Origin of the sequence: Kordiimonas sp., from assembly GCF_965216265.1 — a bacterium.
GTDB lineage: Bacteria > Pseudomonadota > Alphaproteobacteria > Sphingomonadales > Kordiimonadaceae > Kordiimonas.
The window spans coordinates 861,328-877,334 of sequence record NZ_OZ244153.1 but is presented as its reverse complement, the minus strand read 5'-3'; the positions used below and the strand labels follow the sequence as shown (position 1 = coordinate 877,334).

At 53.5% G+C, this 16,007-nt stretch carries 10 protein-coding genes; 7 read left to right on the top strand and 3 right to left on the bottom strand.

Annotated elements, in window-relative coordinates; all coding sequences use genetic code 11:
* Nucleotides 1–209: 209 nt before the first annotated feature.
* Entirely contained in the window at nt 210–2,291 is a 2,082-nt protein-coding gene (locus ACOOGA_RS04065) for an alpha/beta hydrolase family protein (protein ID WP_417460434.1), read from the bottom strand.
* 2 nt (nt 2,292–2,293) lie between these two features.
* A complete protein-coding gene (locus ACOOGA_RS04060; protein WP_417460433.1) occupies nt 2,294–4,369 on the bottom strand; it encodes an alpha/beta hydrolase family protein in 2,076 nt (691 codons plus the stop codon).
* A 253-nt stretch (nt 4,370–4,622) separates the two neighbouring features.
* On the opposite strand from ACOOGA_RS04060, the gene ACOOGA_RS04055 reads away from it, so the two are divergent.
* From ACOOGA_RS04055 to hydA, 5 genes are read left to right on the top strand one after another with little or no spacing between them, the layout of a single operon-like run.
* Complete coding sequence (locus tag ACOOGA_RS04055; RefSeq protein ID WP_417460432.1) at nt 4,623–5,981, top strand: NAD(P)-dependent oxidoreductase; 1,359 nt, start codon at nt 4,623–4,625, stop codon at nt 5,979–5,981.
* Nucleotides 5,974–7,248: an NAD-dependent dihydropyrimidine dehydrogenase subunit PreA gene (gene preA, locus ACOOGA_RS04050; protein ID WP_417460431.1), complete on the top strand. Its 1,275-nt coding sequence runs from the start codon at nt 5,974–5,976 to the stop codon at nt 7,246–7,248. Before ACOOGA_RS04055 ends, preA begins: the two co-directional genes overlap by 8 nt.
* A 53-nt stretch (nt 7,249–7,301) precedes the next feature.
* Entirely contained in the window at nt 7,302–8,186 is an 885-nt protein-coding gene (locus ACOOGA_RS04045) for a nitrilase-related carbon-nitrogen hydrolase (RefSeq protein WP_417460430.1), read from the top strand.
* Between the two features lie 53 nt (nt 8,187–8,239).
* Complete coding sequence (locus ACOOGA_RS04040; protein ID WP_417460429.1) at nt 8,240–9,664, top strand: NCS1 family nucleobase:cation symporter-1; 1,425 nt, start codon at nt 8,240–8,242, stop codon at nt 9,662–9,664.
* Nucleotides 9,665–9,679: 15 nt separating this feature from the next.
* Nucleotides 9,680–11,062 (top strand): dihydropyrimidinase, encoded by a 1,383-nt coding sequence (gene hydA / locus ACOOGA_RS04035; RefSeq protein ID WP_417460428.1) that lies wholly within the window; start codon nt 9,680–9,682, stop codon nt 11,060–11,062.
* 35 nt (nt 11,063–11,097) lie between these two features.
* Here the strand turns inward: hydA and ACOOGA_RS04030 are convergent, their stop codons facing one another.
* Complete coding sequence (locus tag ACOOGA_RS04030; RefSeq protein WP_417460427.1) at nt 11,098–11,784, bottom strand: GntR family transcriptional regulator; 687 nt, start codon at nt 11,782–11,784, stop codon at nt 11,098–11,100.
* A gap of 252 nt (nt 11,785–12,036) precedes the next feature.
* Here ACOOGA_RS04030 and ACOOGA_RS04025 point away from each other — a divergent pair, with 252 nt between their 5' ends.
* Together ACOOGA_RS04025 and ACOOGA_RS04020 are read left to right on the top strand one after the other, a co-directional pair.
* Nucleotides 12,037–14,289, top strand: a complete 2,253-nt coding sequence (locus tag ACOOGA_RS04025) for a TonB-dependent receptor (RefSeq protein ID WP_417460426.1) — start codon at nt 12,037–12,039, stop codon at nt 14,287–14,289.
* A gap of 170 nt (nt 14,290–14,459) precedes the next feature.
* Nucleotides 14,460–16,007, top strand: coding sequence for an amidohydrolase family protein (locus tag ACOOGA_RS04020; protein WP_417460425.1), 1,548 nt, complete (start codon nt 14,460–14,462; stop codon nt 16,005–16,007).

Below are 16,007 nucleotides of genomic sequence, written 5' to 3'. Positions count from 1 at the left end.
CTCGGCCGAATACTTAGGAGGATGTTTGACTCTCCGGCTTGGCTGGAGCCCCACGCTGACGATCAACGACCGGATACGTAACCGTGTTGGTTCAGCTTGCATAATCATGTTTTGTGCAATTTTTTAGTATCTCTGAGAATATGCAAAATTTTCTCATCTCAGAAATAGCTGAACACCAATTCGAGGAAGCCTCTGTTGAGGCCTTCTGGTTAACGGCTGCTGTTTGTTGTTTGTGGCATATTTGAAACCTTCCCGGCTCTGTTTGCTTCTTCCAGAAACGGGGTGGGGTTTACCCTTAGGAGCCAGGCTTCAACAAGCGCGAGGAACTGTTCGTCATCCTCGTTCGCGTCATAGAGGTTTGCGCCTTTTGCTTGCTCTACTTCAAGATAGTCAACAGGCTTTTTGGCTTTAACGAGGGATTTTACGAACTTCCGAGTCTGCCGGACCTCATAATAAGCATCTTCGCGATGGTACAAAAGCACAGGGCTGTTGATATTTTCGATCAAGTCGGCAGGAGAAATACTGTTTAGCTCTTTCTTCTTCAGGTCCCCCGCGACTTCCAAATATCTTTCATCATCTTCGTCCAGAGACCGTTCAGCTTTGAGCATCATTTTGATATCCACTGGCGCATCGCGACCGATGGCGCAGGAAAATAAGTTGCCATCCCTGGCGACGCCCATCAGCGCTGCGTATCCAGCATAGCCCCGGCCCATGATGCATATCCGGCCTTGTTCCGCATGCCCATTTTCTATGATCCACTCAACACCATCCACTAGGTCATTCTGCATGTCACGACCCCACTCGCCGCGTCCCAATGCCCGAAAACGCTGACCGAAGCCCGAAGATCCGCGGTAGTTCGGCTGGAGGACGCCATACCCGCGGTTTGCTAGGAACTGTACGGTGCGATCCCATTCTACCGAATCGCGGCTGTTTGGATTTGTGTGCGGCAAAACAATAAAAGGAAGCGGCTTTCCGTCATTCAGGCGCGGTTTGGTCATGACCGCGTCAATCGTCAAACCATCCCTTGTCTCATAGGAGACGCTCTCCATTTTCGCCATTTGATCCGGGTTCAGGTTGGGGATTCGGGAGCCCAGATAGTTCAATTTCCTACCGATTGCGTCATAGTAGTAGTAGGAACCGGCATCCCGCTCATCGCCCTGCAGCACAATCATGTTCTGGTCATCGTCGCTAGTTGACCATAGAGAGAAACCGGTTTTGAGCGCTCGTGCGATACCGTCGCGCAGTTTCCCATATTCTTCATCCAGATACTGCAGTTTGGGCCCGCCTTCGTTATATTCCGCGGCCACGACCTTGCCCTTGTCGAAGGAGTAAATAATGCCAGTGACATCCACCCGGCCATGGGCGAAAACCTGTTCACCCAAGGTGCCAGTTGCAATATCGAAGCGGTAAACCGCCATGCGGCCCGTCGCGAGTGAAGACAGGACGTAAAATTCGTTGTCACCGGCCCCGAACTGGAGCGGCAGGAACTTGCCTTCTTCAAACAGTTCATTATCGTTCAGGACTTTCCAGTCGTCATCGCCGCGGCCACGAATGATCATGACGCTGTTGTCCTTGCGGTCATAGCCGTAGCCGAACCGGATGTGACCTTTCTGGTCTGCATACCAATCGTGGAATTTGAAGCTACTGATCTTTGGCCCCTTCATATAGAGGGACATTTCGCCAGTTTTGATGTTTAGTTTGTGCACATCATCGATAGCACCGTCATAATACTCCTGCACCCAGTTGCGGCGCCTTGATTTACCAACCAGAATATGGTCTGGATCATCACGCAGAAGGCTGATGACATCGGCGTTGTCAATATGTTTGAGGCCGCGACTGCCGCCCCCGTCAGTCCGTAACAGTTGCAGGTCGGAACCATCAGCATTTACGCTCATCAATACTTCCGACCACGCATAATACTTCGATCTGGCGACTTTGGTTTTCCGTCGTAGCGTGAACACAAGCCGTTCATCAGTGGCCCACCGTATGTTGATCGGGAAATTGTCTTCACCAAACGGGATATCGGTGAGGCCGTGAAGCTCCGACCCTTTAATATCAACGGCGCTAAGGTAAGTCTTGTCTTCGTAAGATCTTGAAAAAGCTAATCTTTTTCCGTTATGGGAGAGTTGCATACCCTTTACGCTCCACTCACCCACGAAATCGCTGACTCTGTATATGGTCTGCTTCTCGGCTTCTGTTATGGTGTCCGCGGCTGTGACGATGGGTGCTGCTGCGTTGATGCTCCAGGCAAGCAACATGGACATGGTCAGGTATTTTTCCCGGTTAAACATGGTTATTTTTCTCCCCCATCATTTGCGGCAATATTTGTACTTTTTGGTTGTTCCGACGGGTTGTGTTGCAGCAGAAAACTTTCCACCGTCCGCAGGAATTTCGCTCTGGCGTTTTCTGTCTCGATCTGGTGCCCTAGGCCCGGAAACTCCAGATATTGGAATGGGGCCGGGTTCTTGCGCTTTTTCATGGCCTTGTTCAGAATACGGGATTGGTCGATAAATACGATATCGTCCTGGTCCCCGTGCATCAGTAACAAGGGCCGTGTGATTTTTCGCGCCAGATAGGCCGGTGATATTGCTTTGAGTTCCTTGCTCGAGCGTCCGCCTGTTACCCGCCAATACCAGGCGTAGTCCTTATCCCAGGCATTATCCTGCAACAGTATTTTCTTGAGATCTGTAACGGGCGCCCAGGCAATGCCGCAGCGAAAGAGATCGCTATCCTGAACCAGGCCCATCAGAGCTGCGTAGCCGCCGTAACTACCGCCTACAATGCATATACGCTTTGGGTCAGAGATGCCTTGCTCTATGAGCCATTTTGCACCGTCAGCAATGTCTTGCTGCATATCGTCGCCCCATTGCCCGAAACCCATGGCGGTATAGCGATGACCGTATCCCGATGAGCCCCTGAAGTTGGGTTGCAATACGGCGTAGCCGCGATTTGCGAGGAACTGAGCCCAATAATCCCAGCTTTTATAATCACGCACATAGGGGCCACCATGTGGCATAAGGATAGCCGGCAGGTTTTGGTCACGTTCTGTGTTTTTCGGCAATGTCAAGTAGGCGGGGATTTCAAGGCCATCCCGCGCTCGATAGCGGACGCTTGTCATTGGCGCGGCTGTCTCTGGGTCAAGCCATGGCGCGGGGTTGGGCAGAGGAAGTGCCTTGCCTGAGGCTTCGAAATAGAGCCAAGGCTGTCCCATGGAGCGTTCATCGCCAACCCACACAAGCTGGCGGGTAAACGTCTCGTCCGTTTCGCCAAGGTAGACTTTATCAGTACCAATTGCTTTTGCGATCTTGCCCCTGCGCTTTTGGAAGTCCTCGTCCAGAATTTCCAACCGGTATTCGTCGTCATAATAGGAAACAGCAACCACCCGTTTATAGTCGTTTGAGAAGAACAACTGCTCAGCATCGACCTCTGGGTGTGCAAAGATTTTACCCTTCAGTCGTCCTTGCTTGATGCTGAAGCGGTAGATGGCATCTCGCCCTGTGGCGAGGGAAGACGAGACATAGAGGATGTCAGGGTCGGCACCGAAGGCAATCGGGGAAAATTTTTCTCGCCCAAATAAGTCATTGTCATGCAGGCGGGTCCAGTCGCTGTTGGCGTCCTTGCGAACGAGCAGCACGGGCTCGTCGTCTTCGCCTACTTCACCATATCCCATTCGTATGCTGCCTGTGTGGTCAGGCACCCATTTGAACATTCGGGCACCCTCAATCCCGTGATTGGGTGTCACAAGTTTCATCTCACCAGTGGCGGTATTCATCCGGAAGATATCGCTCACAACATCCAGTTCGGTGTCATCTCGTTTTTCGGGTGTCTCTTCAATACGGTTCAGGAGCACATAATCGGGCTCTTTCGGCAGTGAATGCAGTAGACCAAATGTAACCTTGTGTGTTGGTTTGCGTTTGCGCCCCTTCCTCCGCTGCTTCTTTTGGGGTGAGGGCTTTTCCTGCCACAAAACTTTCCTGTTGTTGCCGTTCGCGTTCATGACCCATGCTGTGACCTGCGGCTCTTCCTCACGCGCGGGCAGCTCACCTTTGTAGCGCGCGTCATAACCAAACAGCTTGTCGTTGCTAATCCAGAAAGCACCGCTCGCGTATATGTCATCGGCGATAGGCTGTTTCAGAGCTGTCGTCAGGCCGTCCTCTGCAATACGGGCGATCACAAGGAAGCGTTTGTTCCCGATGCGCTCTTGATAGTGCAATTGCTGTCCATCAGGTGAGATTGAAAAACTAAGGAAACGAGGAGCTCGAGCGAAATCTTCAATGCTGGTCTTGTCGGCGCGTGCGCCTGTCGATATTGCCAGAGTGGACCATAGAACGATCACAATCGCGCTCAAGCCGATTCTTAGAAACCCCATACTCACTGCCCCCAAACAGTCTTAACAAGCCCATAAAGACTGTATTAGTGTTTAGAATAACATATGGCAATATCAATTATCGTAATACTTGCACTATACAATTCAGTGTGGGCTCGCAGGGTTGTGTGCAAAGAAAGCTGGTTCAACCTCAGCACATTAGCACACCCTCGGTTATAGTTTGGTATATACCCATTCTTGACTATAGGGTCAGGAATGGGTAGCGTAGTTTCGGGAGAAATTGGCGGGGGCGTTTATGGCGCACAAGCTATGCGGGGCAGCACCCGGACGCTGTTTGGAAGCGGGCGAGATTGCTGCCAACTTCGAAGACCTGCACAAACCCCTGAACCAGCTTCAGGCGATGGCGGCGGCTGATCATTGTATCTACTGTTATGACGCGCCATGCATAACAGCGTGTCCGACCTCCATTGATATCCCGACGTTCATTCACCAGATCCGCACCAGGAATGTGGAGGGCGCGGCGAAAACTATCCTCAGCCAGAATATCATGGGCGGCACTTGTGCACGTGCGTGCCCCACAGAGGTACTGTGCGAAGAAGCGTGCGTGCGCAACCACAGCGGAGAAGAGCCGGTTGAGATCGGCCTCCTGCAGCGCTTCGCGGTGGATCACCTGATGGCACAGGGCGGCAAACACCCGTTTGAGCGCAAGCCGGAGAGCGGCAAATGTATTGCTGTCGTTGGCGCGGGGCCAGCCGGGCTGTCGTGTGCCCACCGGGCTGCCATGCTCGGGCACGGGGTGACGGTATTTGACGCCAGACCAAAAGCCGGTGGGCTGAACGAATATGGCTTGGCGGCCTATAAGATGGTTGATGATTTTGCCCAGAAGGAAATTGAATTCCTGATGGGGATTGGCGGTATCGAGATCAAACATGGGCAAACGCTCGGCGGTAATGTCTCGCTGCCTGTGTTGCGAGAGACGTTTGACGCCGTGTTTGTCGCTGTTGGCCTTGGTGGCAGCAATAGGCTGGGCCTGGACGGCGAAGACATGGCGGGTGTCCAAGACGCGATCGATTTTATTGAGGAGCTACGCCAGACCGAACCCAAGGCCACCATGCAGGTAGGCAAACGTGTGGTGGTAATTGGTGGTGGCAATACGGCGATAGACGCTGCCGTGCAGGCCCGTGCGCTGGGGGCGGAAGAGGTGACGCTGGTATATCGCCGCGACGAAGATGCCATGAGCGCCACAGGCTTTGAGGTTGAACTGGCGCGCCAAAGCGGCGTTACCGTATGCCTGTGGGCGCGGCCCACCAGCATTAATGGTGTGGGTCAGGTAAATTCTGTTACGTTCGAGCGCACGAAGGTGGGCGCGAATGGAAAGCTTGAAGGCAGTGGTGAATACTTCGATATAGCCGCCGACCATGTGTTGAAAGCTATTGGTCAGAAGCTTGACGAAAACATGCTCGATGGGCTCGAAGTGCAGGACGGAAAGCTCAAGGTGGGCGGCGATTTCATGACGTCACTGGATGGCGTATTTGCAGGTGGTGATTGCGTGAAATCGGGTGAAGACCTTACCGTTCAGGCTGTTGAAGATGGTAAACGCGCGGCGCATGCCATCGACAGGTTTTTTGAAAGCGCAGGAGGTGAGTATGGCTGACCTGAGATGCACTATCGCGGGCATTGAAAGCATCAATCCCTTCTGGCTGGCATCTGCGCCGCCAACCGACAAATATTATAATGTTGTGCGGGCTTTTGAAGCGGGCTGGGGTGGTGTTGTTTGGAAAACGTTGGGGGAAGACCCGCCGGTGGTGAATGTTTCCAGCCGTTACGGTGTGCACCATAACGCAGGCCGCGGCATTATCGGCATCAATAATATCGAGTTGATTTCAGACCGCCCGCTTGAGGTGAACCTCAGGGAAATTGAGCAGACACGCAAAGAGTGGCCGGACCGGATCATTATAGGCTCAATGATGGCACCGATTGATGAGCAGGCCTGGAAAGAACTTGCGATCAAGATTGCCAACTCAGGCGTGCACGGTATTGAGTTGAACCTCGGGTGTCCTCACGGCATGTGCGAACGCGGTATGGGTTCCGCCATCGGGCAGGTGCCTGAGATGGTGGAGCAAACCACGCGCTGGATACGGGAAGCGGTTGACCTGCCGGTTTTCACCAAACTGACTCCAAATATCACCAATATCCTGTGGTCGGCAGAGGCTGCAAAAAAGGGCGGTGCACATGCTGTATCGCTCATCAATACGGTTAATTCCATCGTATCCGTTGACCTTGACGCGATGGCACCAACACCCGTGGTGGGCGGCAAAGGCACTCACGGTGGTTACTGTGGTGCGGCGGTGAAGCCTATTGCGTTGAACATGGTAGCGGAAATCGCGCGGTCAGCAGACACGCAGGGGCTGGATATCTCGGCCATCGGCGGCATTGAAAACTGGCGCGACGCAGCTGAGTTTATCTCGCTTGGGGCCAATGCCCTGCAGGTCTGCACTGCGGCCATGCTTTATGGTTTCCGTATTGTCGATGACATGATCGACGGGCTTTCCGCCTTTATGGACCAGAAGGGTTACCGGACGATTGTGGATTTTCGTGGGTTGGCGGTGAAAAACACTGTCGACTGGAACGCGCTTGATATGAATTTCGATACCAAGGCGTTTATTGACCCTGACAAATGCATCGAGTGTGGGCGGTGCCATATTGCCTGTGAAGATACAAGCCATCAGGCGATTGACTATAAGGTGGGGAAAGACGGCAGGCGCAGCTTCACTGTGGTTGATGAGGACTGTGTGGGCTGCAACCTCTGCGCCATGATTTGCCCGGTACCGGACTGCATTGAAATGCGCCCGGTTGACAATGGTAAACCGTATGTCAGTTGGCCGGAACACCCGCTGAATCCAATGAAAGCGGCTCAATGAACCTAATCTAGATCGGCGATTTCACCCGCATGCGGGATTATGAGGGGGACCAAATGGCAAGTAATACCACGGCAATACTCAGGGGCGGCCTCATCCAGATGGCGCTCAAGGCTTCGACCGACAATGAACCGGAAGTTATTCGCAAGGCGATGATTGACGCGCATATCCCGCTTATCGAAGAGGCTGGCGAAAAGGGCGTGCAGGTTCTGTGCTTTCAGGAGGTTTTCACCCAGCCGTATTTCTGTCCAAGCCAGGACGCGAAATGGTATGAAAGCGCGGAACCGATCCCAGACGGCCCGACCACCAAGCTGATGCAGGAATATGCCGCCAAATACAGGATGGTGATTGTTGTGCCCATTTATGAGCGCGATGATGTGACCGGTATTTATTATAATACCGCCGCTGTGATTGATGCTGACGGAAGCTACCTGGGCAAATACCGCAAAACCCACATCCCGCAGGTTGCCGGGTTTTGGGAGAAGTTTTTCTTCAAGCCGGGCTCATCGGGCTGGCCGGTGTTCCAGACGCAATATTGCAAACTCGGTGTTTATATCTGTTATGATCGGCACTTTCCGGAAGGTTGGCGTGCGCTGGCCCTTAATGGGGCTGAATATATCGTCAACCCGTCTGCCACTGTGGCGGGCCTGTCAGAGTATCTGTGGAAACTGGAACAACCGGCATCGGCTGCGGCTAATGGATGCTGGATTGGGGCGATTAACCGGGTGGGGCATGAGCACCCCTGGGATATCGGCGAGTTTTACGGCCAGAGCTACTTTGTGAACCCACGCGGCCAGATTGAAGCATGCGCCAGCCGTGACAAGGATGAGCTGATTGTCCACGATATGGACATGAGCCTTGTGCCAGAAGTTCGCAACGGTTGGCAATTCTTCCGGGACAGGCGCCCAAGTACATACGGAAGGCTCACTGACGGCGAATAGTATCAAGCTCCGGGCCTTGGGGGAGGTCCGAGTTTAGCTTTTTGGAGGGGACAATGAGCAAATTTGACGCTGACCTTTGGAATGAGGATCTGGCGCCCACAGCAAGTGCTGCACGCACGTGGGACTGGAAGGCCTTCGCAGCTCTTTGGGTTGCGATGGTGGTGTGTGTTCCCACTTATATGCTGGCGGCGGGACTCGTCTCTGAAGGCATGGCTTGGTGGCAGGCTGTGCTCACGGTGTTGCTGGGTAACGCGATTGTACTTATTCCCATGATCCTGATTGGCCATGCAGGGGCAAAACATGGTGTGCCGTTTCCTGTGCTCTTGCGGTCTGCGTTTGGCACCAAAGGTGCGCGCATCCCTGCAATGGCGCGGGGTCTGGTGGCCTGTGGCTGGTTTGGCATCAACACATGGGTAGGCGGCTCTGCCATCTATGTGATTATAAATGCCCTGACGGATGGCGCTATTATGGGCGACGCGCTTCCGTTTTTGGGAATCAGCTTTGGGCAGTTTATCTGTTTCATGGCTTTCTGGGCGATGCACCTCTATTTTATTAAACACGGTACGGAATCGATCCGTTGGCTTGAGACTTATGCGGCCCCCTTCCTGCTCGCGGCAGGGCTGGCTTTGCTTATATGGGCCTACCAAAACGCGGGTGGGTTTGGTGTGATGCTGTCTTCGCCCTCCCAGTTTATTGAAGGAGGGGCGAAAGAAGGGCAGTTCCTTGGTACCTTCATCGCGGGCCTGACGGCCATGGTAGGTTTTTGGGCCACAATGGCGCTCAATATCCCGGATTTTACCCGGTTTGCCAAATCACAGCGGGACCAGATTATCGGCCAGGCGCTTGGCTTGCCGCTGCCGATGGCGCTTTTTGCCTTTATCAGTGTGGCGGTGACTTCGGCGACAGTGACGATTTATGGCGAAGCGATCTGGGACCCGGTGGCCCTTGCTGGCCGCATGGGAGGCTTGGGCGTCGTGGTTGCGCTGGCCGCGCTGGTTGTGGCGACCCTGACAACCAATCTGGCAGCCAATGTGGTTGCGCCTGCTTATGGGTTTTCAAATCTGAGTCCATCAAAAATAAGTTTCAAAACAGGCGGTTACATTACCGCAGGCATTGGCATAGCAATCTTTCCCTGGAAATTGCTGGCGACAGCCGGAGGGTATTTGTTCGTTTGGCTTGTGGGATATTCCGCGCTCCTTGGCCCTATAGCAGGCATACTGATCGCGGATTATTTCCTGATCCGGAAATGTGAGCTGGATAGGGACGCACTGTTTTCTCACGCAGGCCAGTATGGCGCATGGAACGTGGCGGGGCTGGTTGCGCTTGTTGTGGGCATAGCCCCCAATCTTCCCGGCTTCCTGCATGCGGCCGGGGCGCTTGAGAGCGTGCCCGTAATTTTCGATACACTCTATAGCTATGCATGGTTTGTGGGGCTGTTTGTTGCCGGTGGCCTCTATCTCATCATGGCAAAAAAGTAAGTCAGGAGACCCGATATGGCACTTCTTATACGTGGTGGAACAGTTGTGAATGCGGATGCCCGTAAACGTGCGGACGTCTATATTGAGGGCGACACCATCAAGGCGGTGGGCGCTGACCTTGAGGTGCCATCAGGCGTAGAAGTGATTGACGCTGGCGGGCAATATGTCATGCCGGGAGGCATTGATCCCCACACCCATATGCAATTGCCATTCATGGGCACTGTGGCTTCAGAAGACTTCTTCACGGGTACTGCCGCAGGCCTTGCGGGCGGTACGACCATGATTATCGACTTTGTGATCCCTGCACCCCAGCAGCCGTTGATGGAGGCATACCGTACCTGGCGTGAATGGGCGGAGAAGGCTTGCGCTGATTATAGCTTCCACGTGGCTGTGACATGGTGGGGCGAAGGTGTGGCCGAAGATATGGGCACGCTGGTGACAGAAGAGGGCATTAACAGCTTCAAGCATTTCATGGCCTACAAGGGCGCCATCATGGCTGAGGATGAGGTGCTCTATAACAGTTTCTGCCGTGCCCGCGACCTTGGGGCAATTGTTACTGCCCATGCTGAAAATGGGGAACTGGTTTACCAACTTCAGAAGAAACTGATGGCTGAAGGACAGACCGGGCCTGAGGCTCATCCCTTATCCCGCCCGCCGGCTGCGGAAGGCGAGGCTGCCAATCGTGCCGCCCGGCTCGCGGAGGTTATAGGTGTGCCGCTTTACCTCGTGCATGTGTCCACCAAAGACGCGCTTGACGAAATTATCCGTGCGCGCCTTGCCGGGCAGCGGATTTATGGTGAGGCTCTAGCAGGTCACTTGTTGATTGATGACAGCGTTTATAAACATCCTGACTTCGACTATGCGGCTGCCCACGTTATGTCACCGCCTTTCCGGGAGAAGCGGCACCAGGATGTGCTATGGAAAGGGTTACAGTCGGGTAACCTGCAAACCACAGCTACCGATCACTGCTGTTTCTGTGCCGACCAGAAGGCAATAGGGCGTGATGACTTTACCAAAATACCCAATGGCACAGCAGGGGTGGAAGACCGGCTTGCGGTGTTATGGACCCACGGCGTGCGCACAGGCAGATTGACAATGGAAGAGTTTGTCGCTGCAACAAGCACTAATGCGGCGCGCATTTTCAACATATACCCGCGTAAGGGTCGTGTTGATGTGGGCGCAGACGCGGACATCGTGGTCTGGGACCCAGAGGCGAGCAAAACCATTTCAGCGAAGACACACCGTCAGAATGTGGACTTCAATATTTTTGAAGGTATGGAGGTAACCGGCCTTGCGTCCTGCACTATAAGCCAAGGCAAGGTGCGTTACACAAGAGGTGAGTTGCGGGTCGAGAAAGGTGAGGGGCGCTATATCAAGCGCCCGGCCTTCACACGGTGATGCCTCCGAAAGCTTTAGAGCTTCGCGCGCTGTTTTTATACCGTCAGGTCTTGGGTATAGAACTGCTCGTTTGAGAATATGGTGTTGAGGATGCGTTCTTCGGTCTGGGTCAAGATGTCATGGATGACCGTGCGGATACGGTTGGGTTCATCGCTTTTCATTACCTCAATGGTCATGCCCTGTTGGTCAGCTGAATAAGGAAAGCGCTTTTGCGTTTTGAGATACAGCCAATAGATGCGCATGGCGGTGTCTTCAAGCTGCCTTGCCCAGTCAATCATCAGTGGGTAACCGGCGTTCTCACAGAAAATAAGGTTCAGTTCCTTGTTCTTCTTGAGGAGGTTGAGCGCTGCTTCGTCGTCTTTGATCGGCTGGAGTTCTTCTATTTCCTTGTTGATCCTTTTCATCTTCTCGAAATCCACATTGGCGGCTGTAAGCGCGAAGATGGCGGGTAACAGAACCTTGCGGAGTGTGAAGTTCTGCTTGATGTCAAGCAGTGTAAGCGGCGCGACCACCGTGACGCGGGGCGACACAGAGACCAAAAACTGTTTGGCGATCAAACGCTCAATCAGGTTGCGGGAGATGGTGCGGCTTATGCCAAACATGTCGCTGAAGATATTTTCAGACACCTTCTGACTCGGTGCCAGTTTCTGCGTCACAATTGCATCCATGATCAATTCGGACGCTTTGCGCGCATCACTATTCTGCAGATCTTCTCTTATCATCCCTTGCCCTTCTCGGTTCCACCTTGTCCACCCCAAATGGCCGCTGTCGGCGGCTTCTCATGGCATTATTAAACAGAATGCGTGACCTTTTCAACGCGACAATCTTAGAAAATATCAATTAAAGCGGTTAAAATAATAATTAAGGCTGCCAATTTATGCTTGATAAAGCAATTAAGGCGGTTATAGTCGAATCAAACAGAACAGGAATTGTCGGCGCGGGGAGCGCAACGTGGGAAATTCAGGGAGGTGAGGATGCAAAAAAGCATTTTCCGAAATAATTCGTTATTGAATGCCGTATCCACCATCGGCATCGCTGCAGGTTTGAGTGGATTGAGCGCGGTAAGCGTGGCTGCTCAGGACACTGCAGAACAGTCTACCGAATTGGTGCTGGAAGAAATTATCGTGACCGCCGGCCGGCGGGAGCAAAGCCTGCAAGACGTGCCAGCGGCAGTATCTGCTATCAACCCAAGTGACTTTACCGTCAAGGGCCTCAAGCAGGTCGGTGAAATCCTCAATTATACGCCGGGTGTGGCTTATACTGACATCGGCACCAAGGGCTTTGGCAATATCTCCGCCCGTGGTGTGCCGCAGTCTTCGTCTATTCCGGTGTTTGGTGTTTATCTTGATGACACGCCAATTTCTACCAACAGCACTTTCTCAGGTGGCAGCACAGTAATGTTTGATGCCATGCTGATGGATATCGAGCGTGTTGAAGTGATCAAAGGCCCGCAGGGCACGCTTTACGGTGCAACATCCGTGGGTGGTATGATGCGCTATATCTCTCGTGACCCAGCGATGGAAGAAATGCGGGTTACTGCCGGTGTCGACATCGCGACGACAGACGGCGGCGAGATGAGCCAAGTGTATAACGGCCGCGTCAGTGTGCCACTTGTCAAAGACAAACTTGGTATCACTGTGTCGGGCTTCTGGCAGGATATTGGCGGTTATGTTGATCAGGTGAACCCGGCAACGGGGGCACTGGTCGAAAATGACGTCGACGGTTCCGAGAACCTTGGTTATGCAGCGGATCTCCTGTTCACGCCGACAGAAGAGTTGAGTATCCGCCTCAAATACATGAAACAAGAAACGGACTACGGTATCGATAGCGGTGTCCAACTCGCTGGGCATACCACCTCGGACACTTCGATGTTTGACGGCTATACGACCATTGCTGCACCGGGCGAAAACTACCTTGATTATGAAATCATGTCCGGCAGCATAAATTATGATTTTGATACAGTGACGCTGACTTCAACCACGAGCCGTGTGGAGTATACTTTCGGTGGATCGTCGGATTATACGTCGATCTACGGACCGGTAGTGGATTTCTATGCTGGCCGCGCCCCCGGGACTACGACCAGCGTTATTTTCGACCTGCTGGCGGGTTCGGAAAAGTTCGTGCAGGAAGTTCGACTGACCTCAGAACGTATGGGCAACTTCGAGTGGATCGCCGGTCTTTACTATTCGGAAGAAACGACGGCCAATGGCCAGGACCTTATCTCGACCCCAGCCTTTGACTTGCTGACTATTTCCTTCCCATCTGAGTATAAGGAATACGCGGGCTTTGGTGACGTAACCTATTATTTCAACGAAAAGTTTGACGTTACTGCGGGCATGCGCCTTAGCAAGAACAAGACCACGCTGTCGTATGTTTCGACCGGGCTTCTGTTGGGTGATGCCGTCTTTGAAAGCGATCCTATCAAAGATACAGTAGACACTTACCTCTTCTCGGCCCGCTATCGTCCCACAGACAATCTTTCTCTCTATGCTCGGGTGGCAAGCGGATACCGTCCAGCGTCTGCCAACATTCCGATCCTCGACCCTGCAACGGGTGACAACCTCGCGCCACCCATGATCGATCCGGATAACGTCTGGAGCTATGAAGTTGGCGCAAAGGGAGCAACTGATGGCAATGTTTTCTCTTATGACGTTGCCCTGTGGATGATTGACTGGGCCAATTTCCAGGCTTTCACTTCATTTAGCGGTGTGAACACAGGCGGTAACGCGGCTGGCGGGCTGAGTGCACATGGCTTCGAAGGCTCTTTCAACATTCGGCCGACGGATGCACTGAAGCTGACGACGAACGTGACCTATTCGCGCAGCAAGCTGAATGAGGATGAGCCAGGCATTGGCGGCGTGGAAGGGGAACAACTTCCCGATTTGCCGAAATGGAAAGGCTCGTTCCAGGCCGACTATATGTTCGACCTGACAGACAGCTGGAGCGGTAACGCAGGTTTTGGGGTGCGCTATACGGGCAAGTTTATATCGAGCTATAGTGCCTCTACCTCCACTTATCCGGTTCAAGTAGACGCTCGCACGCTGGTGGATGCAAGCCTGTCGTTTACGAATGATAATGTGACGATTGGGCTTTATGCCACGAACCTTTTCAATAAGCGTGCGCTTCAGGGTCGGTCGGATGTCATTGTTGGCGGCGGCTCGAGCGATAGCAGCGGCATCTTCGAGCGGCCGCGTACGATCGGTGCGAATATGAAGGTAGACTTCTAACCTCTGCTCAGTGTGACTTCCGGGGTGTCTGGTTTGAGTAGTGGCACCCCGGATTTTTCTGAACACAGAATGTTGAGGCAATGCGCAGGGGCTATGGCCCTTGCAGCAGGAAAGCTTAACCCGCATCCACTGACGAAGGTGGCCGGGATTGGAATTTGGGGAGCATATTCATGAAACTTGTTGGTCAACTTATCGCGGTTTGCGTCATTGGTTTTGGCGCCTTGTGCGGGGCGGCACAGGCCGAAAACTACGATCTTGTCATCAGTGGCGGCCGGGTAGTTGACCCGGAAACCGGTTTGGATGCCGTCCGTAACGTTGGCATCAAGGGCGGTAAGATAGCGGTGGTCAGCGAAGCGAGCCTAGACGGTGCGCGCACCATCGACGCCACAGGCCGTGTCGTAAGCCCAGGCTTCATTGATATGCATGCCCACGGACAGGATATCCTGTCGGCACGCGTACAAGCGCTAGACGGCGTGACCACAGGTCTTGAACTTGAAGCAGGCATGCTGCCGATCAGCGACTATTATGACCGTGCAGGCAAAGAAGGCCGTCCCATCAATTATGGAGCTTCGGTAAACTGGGCCAACGCTCGTATCGCTACCTTTCTGGATATTGAGCCAAAGGACGATGTTGAGTGGTTTTTTGAAGCTTTCAAGAAAACCAACTGGCAGAAAGAAGTTGCTACACCAGACCAGCTTGAGAAAATAGCTGATTATGTGAAGCAAGGCCTTGATCAGGGTGGCCTTGGTATTGGTATCCTTATTGGCTATGCGCCGGGCACCGGGCACAAAGAGTTCTTCGCCATGAACAAATTGGCGGCCGAACGTGGTGTGCCAACCTTTACTCACGCGCGGTATCTTTCGATGCTGGAGCCCAAAAGCTCCTTTGAAGGTATGGCTGAAGTCATTACAGCAGCAGCAGGGACGGGGGCGCATACCCATATCGTACATCTCAATTCCATGAGCCTCAGGGACATTGAGCTGATTGCCCCTATGATCAAGACCGCACAGGCACAGGGCCTGAAGGTTACGGCCGAAGCTTACCCTTATGGCGCGGGCTCAACCGGTATTGGTGCAGCCATGTTCCGTGGTGACCGCTGGCGCGAACGCGTGGGCGGTGTGGATGCATCCAATTTTGACGTCGGCGGCAAGCGCCTGACGGAAGAAGAGCTGAAATATTACCAAACCGAAAAACCTGAAACACAGACAGTAATCCACTTCCTTGAACTGGATGACCCCAAGGACCGGGCTTTCCTTGATATGTCTGTGTTGTTCCCGGGCGGTGTGATTGCATCGGACGGTGGCAATTGGTTGGTGGATGGCAAAATGATCGAGCAGCATACTTGGCCAGTGCCTGAGAACGCCTGGAGCCATCCGCGCTCTGCGGGCACCTTCTCCCGCTTCCTCGGCACCTATGTGCGGGAACGACAGGAAGTCAGTCTGCTGGACGCCATCTACAAGCTCAGCTACGGCCCGGCAAAAATCATGCAGGACGCAGTGCCGCAAATGAAGGGCAAGGGCCGGATTCAGAAAGGCGCGGACGCCGACATCGTCATCTTTGACCTTGTTACCGTAACCGACAAAGCAACCTACGCGAAGCCAGCGCAGGCGTCGGAAGGCTTTGATTATGTCATCGTCAACGGTGTTGTGCTGGTAGATGGTGGCGAACTTGATACCTCTGTCATGCCCGGCAAGGCCGTGCGCAACGAGGTACGTTAA

Bases quoted from the DNA above. Each gene is read 5' to 3' on its own strand.
- ACOOGA_RS04045 (WP_417460430.1), top strand. From the start codon at position 7,302: ATGGCAAGTAATACCACGGCAATACTCAGGGGCGGCCTCATCCAGATG.
- ACOOGA_RS04020 (WP_417460425.1), top strand. From the start codon at position 14,460: ATGAAACTTGTTGGTCAACTTATCGCGGTTTGCGTCATTGGTTTTGGC.
- ACOOGA_RS04055 (WP_417460432.1), top strand. From the start codon at position 4,623: ATGGCGCACAAGCTATGCGGGGCAGCACCCGGACGCTGTTTGGAAGCG.
- ACOOGA_RS04060 (WP_417460433.1), bottom strand. From the start codon at position 4,369: ATGGGGTTTCTAAGAATCGGCTTGAGCGCGATTGTGATCGTTCTATGG.
- ACOOGA_RS04065 (WP_417460434.1), bottom strand. From the start codon at position 2,291: ATGTTTAACCGGGAAAAATACCTGACCATGTCCATGTTGCTTGCCTGG.
- ACOOGA_RS04025 (WP_417460426.1), top strand. From the start codon at position 12,037: ATGCAAAAAAGCATTTTCCGAAATAATTCGTTATTGAATGCCGTATCC.
- ACOOGA_RS04040 (WP_417460429.1), top strand. From the start codon at position 8,240: ATGAGCAAATTTGACGCTGACCTTTGGAATGAGGATCTGGCGCCCACA.
- preA (WP_417460431.1), top strand. From the start codon at position 5,974: ATGGCTGACCTGAGATGCACTATCGCGGGCATTGAAAGCATCAATCCC.
- ACOOGA_RS04030 (WP_417460427.1), bottom strand. From the start codon at position 11,784: ATGATAAGAGAAGATCTGCAGAATAGTGATGCGCGCAAAGCGTCCGAA.
- hydA (WP_417460428.1), top strand. From the start codon at position 9,680: ATGGCACTTCTTATACGTGGTGGAACAGTTGTGAATGCGGATGCCCGT.